Raw genomic sequence first — 6490 nt, 5'->3', positions numbered from 1 at the left:
CCCCCTGGGACCCGCCCCTGGCCACCGCGATGAGGGAACGGGCCACCCGTGTCGAGGAAGAGCAGGTCCTCAGCGACCTCCTCACCGACCTGGCTTCATGACGGCATGGCGAACCGGGCGACGGGACGGGACGGTCAGGAGTCCGGCTTCTTGTCCTGGTGGCGTTTGTCGCGGACGTAGAGGATGGCGGCCTTTCCGTCGCCGGGGCTGCGGCGGTCGAGGACGAACAGCGTCGTCGCGGCGATGAGTTCGTTGAGCTTGACGTAGCCGTAGTTGCGGGAGTCGAACTCGGGGCGCTGCTTGGTGATGATGTGGCCGACGGACGCCAGGGGCGCCCATCCGTCCTCGTCCGAGGCGGCTTCCACGGCGTTGCGGAGAAGGTTGACGAGCGCGGTGTCCTGCTTGAGCTTCGCGGCCGACGTCGGAGGCGCCGGTTTCAGCGACGCCGCCGGTGCGGCGACACCCTCGTCGTAGACGAGGTTCTCGATGTAGATGAACTTGTCGCACGCCGCCACGAACGGCTTGGGCGTCTTGCGTTCACCGAACCCGTACACGGTCAGGCCGGACTCGCGGATCCGCGCGGCCAGACGCGTGAAGTCGCTGTCGCTGGAGACGATGCAGAACCCGTCGAAGCGATCGGAGTACAGCAGGTCCATCGCATCGATGACCATCGCCGCGTCGGTGGCGTTCTTGCCGGTGGTGTACGCGAACTGCTGGATGGGCTGGATCGACTGGGCCAGCAGATGCTCTTTCCAGCTCCGCAGGTTCGTGCCCGTCCAGTCGCCGTAGGCGCGCTTGACGTGGGCGGTGCCGTACTTGGCGACCTCGGCCAGCAACCCCTCGACCAGGGTGGCCTGGGCGTTGTCGGCGTCGATGAGCACCGCCAGCCTGTCGGCGTTCTCACTGACCATGCGCGCCTCCTCGGAGCTTCCTCGGACCACCGAGCAGTACATCAGAGGTCGCGCACCCGCGCGGAGTACTACGCGGGTTTGCGGGCCATTCCGCCCCAGAGGACGGCGGGGGCGGAGGCCTCCAGGTCGGAGCGGGGGCGCCAGCGGGGGACCTGGACGACGCCGGGCTCGATGAGGTCCAGCCCCCGGAAGAATCCGGAGACCTGGTCGCGGTCGCGCAGCGTGACCTTCTCCGCGGTGTTCGCGTTCATGGCCCGTTCGAACGCGGCCATCTCCTCGGGGAAGATGTCCTTCGCGGTGTGGGACACCACCAGGTGGCTGCCCGGGGGGACGGCGGCCATCAGCGTGTCCACGATCTGCTGCGGGTCCGCGTCGTCGGGGATGAAGTGGAGGACGGCGATCAGCATGACCGCCACCGGCCGGGTGAAGTCCAGCGTGCGGGACGCTTCCTGGAGGATCTTGCCGGGGTCGCGCAGGTCGGCGTCGATGTAGTCGGTCGCGCCCGATTCGGTGCCTCTGAGCAGTGCCTGGGCGTGGGCCAGCACGATCGGATCGTTGTCGACGTAGGCGATCCGGGATTCGGGCAGGATCGCCTGGGCGACCTCGTGGGTGTTGTTGGCCGACGGCAGCCCGGTACCGACGTCCAGGAACTGGTGGATCCCGGCCTCGGCGACCAGGTACTCGACCGTCCGCGCCAAGAACGCGCGGTTGGCCCGCACCGACTTGACCGTGGACGGGAAGGCCTCCAGGCCGGCTTCGGCGGCCGCACGGTCGGCGGCGTAGTTGTCCTTGCCGCCCAGCCAGGCGTCGTAGACCCGGGCGGGATGCGGGACGTTCGTGTTGAACCGGGAGAGCCTGTCCTGCCCCGGTGACTCCTCCGGCGGATCCGATGCCACGAGCGTCTCCTCAAAGACCGCCTATTGATTTGCTCGAACCACCATATATCCGTCATGCCTCGCGGGTGAGGGAAAGAGAGTGCAGGTCGAGGGCGTGTCGGGCGTGGCGGACGGTCATGGTGCGGAACATTTCGTCGCCGCGCGGGGTGCGCTCCACGAGCATGGAGGCGCCGATCGCCATGACGATGCCCTGGAAGGCGTGATGGCGGTACGCGGTCCAGCAGTCGTCCCAGGTGAGGTGGACGCCTCGGGCCGTGAGGGCCCTGTGGTACGTCCGGACGAGGTCATGTTCGTGTGCGCGGCGGGCCTCGACCGGGAGGCTGGAGCCGAGGAAGTAGGAGAGGTCGGCGAGGCCGGGGCCGTAGGCGCAGGTCTGCCAGTCCAGGACGGCGGTGCGCGGGCCGCCGAACAGGAGGTTGTCGGCGCGGAAGTCGCCGTGGGTGAGGGTGGACGGGCCTTCGCGTGCGGTGAGGTAGCCGCCGAGCGACGGCAGGAAGTCCTCGATCAGGGTGGTGACCTCGGGGCCGAGGTCGGCCGCGTAGCGGTCCTTGAACCCGGTGTAGAGGTCGGTGACCATCGCGGTGGTGAAGGCGGCCGCGTCGGCGTCGTGCCGGTTGAGCCAGGGCAGGGCGGCGAGGGCCGGCGCGTCCCAGCCGGCGGCGTGCAGGGCGGCCATCTCGGCGATCGCGGCGGCGGCGTCCGCGGGGGTGATCCCGGCGAGCTGGTCGCCGGGCCGCGCGGGCGCGAGGTCCTCCAGCAGGACGGCGTACTCGTCCGGCTCGGGATCGTAGCCGGAGAAGTAGCAGGCGGGGACGCCCGCGTCGAGCGTGTGCGCGATCTCGGCGTAGAAGCTCGCCTCGACCTCGTAGGTGCGGATGGCGCGGGCGGCGGCGCGGCTGGACGGGTCGGCGGCCGGCACCTTGGCGATCATCGTGGGCGGGAGGGCGGTGCCGCCCGCGTAGGTGAGGAAGACGCGGAGGCTGTCGGACACCTGGCCGGTGCCGACGGGTTCGGTGCGGACGGCGGCGACCTTCGTCCCGAGCGCGTCGGACAGCCAGGGCGCGGTCAGGGCGCCGGCGCCCGAGGCGGTCATGCGGGGTCCTCGGCGAGGTGGGTCCAGCCGTGGTCCTCCCAGCCGGGCGGCTGGTGCCATTCCGTCCAGCCGTGGCCGCTGCGTCCGTCCTCGGCCTCGAACCGGCACAGGGCGCGCGGGAAGCGGGCCGGGCGGCCGTCGGGCGAGGTGACGGCGACGGGTGCGAACGCCACCGGGGTCACGGTCATGGGTGCGCCGGGGTAGCGGAGCCGCGAGCGGGCGGGCAGCCCGGCGGCGAAGGACGTCTCGGCGGTGAAGCCGTCGCGGTGCTCGATCTCGCCGCCCGGCGGGACGGCGAAGCAGGGCCACGGAAGCGGGAAGCCGACGTTGGCCTGCATGCCGTGGACGAACGTGCCGTCGCCGAGGCGGCCGGACGTCCAGAGCCAGGAGACCTTCCACCAGTCGCGCTCGCCCCAGCTGTGGTCGCGTTCCCCGTGCGCGTCGATGGCGATCGTCTCGCCGCCGGCGGTGACCGTCCCGGAGACGGTGCAGGGGATCTCGTAGCGCGGGATGTCCTTGTAGGGGTAGACGCCGCTGACGGTGTCCCAGCGCAGGTCGAACGTGAGGCGGGTGGTCTCGGCGGCGGCGTGGTCGCCGTAGGCGGCGGTCGGGTCGGGGAGGATCGAGGCGGTCCCGTCCAGGGTGACCTCGGCGGGGCCGAAGGGCTCGGTGATCCGCTGCGTCGCCGTGTACGCGCCAGTGCGGACGTCGGCTGTGCCGGGCTTGGGGAGCGGTGCGTCGTTGTCGGCGACGAGGAGGAGCGGCTCCCCCTGCCTCACCAGCGCGGCCCAGTACCAGGCGCGGTCCCAGTTCGGGTACAGGCCGAGCCGCACGTAGCCCGCGATGGAGCCGTCCGGTGCGGCGAAGTCGAAGTAGTAGGACTCGTTCCACAGCGTTTCGGGACCGGGGGCGTGCAGGTCCTCGTCCGCGGGCTCCAGGTTCCAGGTGCCGTGCTCGATGATCCTCGCCATGGCCGCTCCAGACTCCGAACGTGATTCTAGAGCGTGATCTTAACTTCGCCGGTGTCTCCGGCGGAACGATCCCGCGGGCCGGGATCGGAAAAGTAGGATCGGCCGCGACCGTTCCGGCACCGGAGGACTCCCATGGCCGAGCACCAGCAGATCGACTCGTCCGTTCCGCATTCGGCGCGCATCTGGAACCACTGGCTGGGCGGCAAGGACAACTACCCCGTCGACCGGGAGGTCGGCGACGAGTTCGTCACGATCTTCCCGCAGCAGGTGGACATCGCCCGGCACTCGCGGGCGTTCCTCGGCCGCGCCGTCCGGCACCTGGCGGGCGAGGCGGGGATCCGGCAGTTCCTCGACGTCGGGACCGGCCTGCCGACCGTCGACAACACCCACGAGGTGGCTCAGCGCGCCGCGCCCGACGCGCGCATCGTGTACGTCGACAACGACCCGCTGGTCCTGATGCATGCCCGCGCGCTGCTCACCTCCACCCCGGAGGGCGTCACGTCCTATGTCGACGCCGACGTCCGCGACCCGGACCTGATCCTCGCCAAGGCCGCCGAGACGCTGGACCTCGACCGGCCGGTGGCGCTGCTGCTGCTCGGCATCCTCGGCCACCTCACCGACGACGAGGACCCGGAGGGCGTGCTCGCCCGGCTGGTGGCGCCGCTCGCGCCCGGCAGCCACGTGGTGGTCAACGACGGCACCAACGTGTTCGGGACGCCCGGCGGCGACGGCGTCGACGACACCGCCCGCGCCCGCGCCGTCGCCCGGTACGTCGAGGCGGGCGGCGTCGCCTACAACCTCCGCTCCCCCGACCGGATCGCCGGCTACTTCGCCGGGCTGGAGCTGCTGGACCCCGGCGTCGTCACCGTCTCCCGGTGGCGCGCCGAGCCGTCCCCCTTCGGCCCCCCGCCCGAGGTGGACGCCTTCTGCGGCGTCGCCCGCCTCCCCTAGCGGCCCGATCCGCCGTCTCAGTACGGCATGACCTGGATGAAATCGGCGAGCGCGGCGATCCGCCGCTCGTCGTCGGGCTCCGCGAGGACCTCCGGGAGCAGGCTCCGGGCCAGCTCGGCGTCCCAGCCCAGCAGGCGCGCCCGCCGGGTGACGAAGTCGGTGATCGCGGTGCCCACGTCCGGGTCGGGGATCGTGACGGCGCCGCCGGCGCGGGCGCGCTGCACGGTGTAATCGTCCTCCCAGAAGTCCCACCGCCAGCCGGGCCAGGTCCGGGACGCCTCATAGAGGGCGCCGTGGATGAAGCCCTGCGTCCAGTACCCGCCGGTCCGGGTCGGCAGATCGACGTGCAGCCCGGCCCGCGGAACGCTCTCGCACGCGACGAGCCGCGCTTCCTCCGGCAGGCGCTCCAGCAACTGCGGTCCGAGACCGAGCAGTTCGTCGCTGGCCGGGGTCACGCCGTACGCCCGGACGGCGCTGCCGTCGTCGACCGTGACCAGGCAATGGTTCTGGTCGTCCGGACGCCGGTGGTGGAGGGCCGGTCGTCTCGGCCTGGGCCGAGGCCGCCCCGGGTCGGGGCCGAGGACGGACACGTCGAGGCCCAGGTGGGCGACGACGTCCTCGACGCCGTTGTACGCCCAGTCGACCCGCCAGCCCTTCCACATGTGCCGGACGAGCCGCAGCAGCATCGCCCGGTACGCCTGCGCGTCGGGGAGGTCGTAGGTGTAGATGAAGGAGAACAGCAGGACCCGTCGATCGTGGTCGACGAGGTAGACGGCGTCCGGGCCCCGGTTCCAGCGGCGGTCGTACCAGTCCTTGTAGCGGTCCATCTCGTGCGGCGAGGAGACGAACAGGACGCACTCGCCCCCGAGGGCCCCCTGGCCCTTGTCCCAGGCGACCCAGTGCTCGCCGCCCTCGACGATGACGATCTGCGCGGGTGACGACATGCCGCGAGCGTAGGCGCCGCGGGCGTCGCGCACCGCCGGATTCCCGGTCCCGGGGGATCTCACTGGCCGGGAGGGGTCGGCAGAGGGCTGGCGGGACGGATACTCTACCAAACAGTTGTTAGAAAGAGGTGCGCATGGATCTTGAGTTCGGGGCCGCCGACGAGGAGTTCCGCGCGGAGGTGCGGGCGTGGCTGCGCGGGCACGTCCCGGCGGAGCCGCTGCCGTCGCTGGAGACCGAGGAGGGCTTCGCGGCGCACCGCGAGTGGGAGCGGACGCTCGGCGCGGCGCGGTTCGGGGTGGTGTCGTGGCCCGAGGAGTACGGCGGGCGCGGCGTGTCCGTCCTGCAGTGGCTCGTCTTCGAGGAGGAGTACTACGCGGCGGGTGCGCCCGGACGGGTCAGCCAGAACGGCATCAACCTGCTCGCCCCGACGCTGCTGAAGCACGGGACGCCCGAGCAGCTCGCGCGGATCCTGCCGCCGATGGCGGCCGGCGAGGTGATCTGGGCGCAGGCGTGGTCGGAGCCCGGCGCGGGCAGCGACCTCGCGGCGCTGCGCTCCACGGCCACGCGGACCGACGGCGGCTGGCTGCTCGACGGGCAGAAGACGTGGAGCTCCCGGGCCGCTTTCGCCGACAGGGGGTTCGGGTTGTTCCGGTCGGATCCGGAGTCGGCTCAGGATGAGCGGAGCGAACCGGGGGGTGTGGGGGGTCATCCCACCACAAGGAG

General features: G+C 71.6%; 8 protein-coding genes. 3 read left to right on the top strand and 5 right to left on the bottom strand.

Going from position 1 to position 6490, the window contains the following annotated elements:
• Positions 1-101: DUF2399 domain-containing protein (locus tag E1293_RS42980; RefSeq protein WP_132205271.1), on the top strand; the 101-nt coding region annotated here is incomplete at its 5' end.
• A gap of 33 nt (positions 102-134) precedes the next feature.
• Here the strand turns inward: E1293_RS42980 and E1293_RS42975 are convergent.
• From E1293_RS42975 to E1293_RS42960, 4 genes are all read right to left on the bottom strand, one after another.
• Entirely contained in the window at positions 135-911 is a 777-nt protein-coding gene (locus E1293_RS42975) for an NYN domain-containing protein (RefSeq protein WP_132205269.1), read from the bottom strand.
• A gap of 68 nt (positions 912-979) precedes the next feature.
• Complete coding sequence (locus E1293_RS42970) at positions 980-1807, bottom strand: SAM-dependent methyltransferase (protein WP_132205267.1); 828 nt, start codon at positions 1805-1807, stop codon at positions 980-982.
• A 52-nt stretch (positions 1808-1859) separates the two neighbouring features.
• On the bottom strand, positions 1860-2900 hold the full coding sequence (locus tag E1293_RS42965; RefSeq protein ID WP_165978672.1) for a phosphotransferase: 1041 nt from the start codon (positions 2898-2900) through the stop codon (positions 1860-1862).
• Positions 2897-3871 (bottom strand): DUF7064 domain-containing protein, encoded by a 975-nt coding sequence (locus tag E1293_RS42960; RefSeq protein WP_132205263.1) that lies wholly within the window; start codon positions 3869-3871, stop codon positions 2897-2899. The genes E1293_RS42965 and E1293_RS42960 overlap by 4 nt, the downstream gene beginning before the upstream one ends.
• Positions 3872-4003: 132 nt before the next feature.
• Between E1293_RS42960 and E1293_RS42955 the strand changes: the two genes are divergently transcribed.
• Positions 4004-4822, top strand: a complete 819-nt coding sequence (locus E1293_RS42955) for an SAM-dependent methyltransferase (protein WP_132205261.1) — start codon at positions 4004-4006, stop codon at positions 4820-4822.
• Positions 4823-4839: 17 nt separating this feature from the next.
• On the opposite strand, the gene E1293_RS42950 is transcribed toward E1293_RS42955, so the two are convergent.
• Positions 4840-5766, bottom strand: coding sequence for a hypothetical protein (locus tag E1293_RS42950; protein ID WP_132205259.1), 927 nt, complete (start codon positions 5764-5766; stop codon positions 4840-4842).
• 134 nt (positions 5767-5900) lie between these two features.
• On the opposite strand from E1293_RS42950, the gene E1293_RS42945 reads away from it, so the two are divergent.
• On the top strand, positions 5901-6490 hold a 590-nt coding region (locus E1293_RS42945), incomplete at its 3' end, for an acyl-CoA dehydrogenase family protein (protein WP_207939444.1).

Origin of the sequence: Actinomadura darangshiensis, assembly GCF_004349235.1 — a bacterium.
GTDB classification, from domain to species: Bacteria; Actinomycetota; Actinomycetes; order Streptosporangiales; family Streptosporangiaceae; genus Spirillospora; species Spirillospora darangshiensis.
The sequence above is the reverse complement of the archived record's forward strand: the minus strand, read 5'-3'. Positions and strand labels throughout refer to the sequence as shown.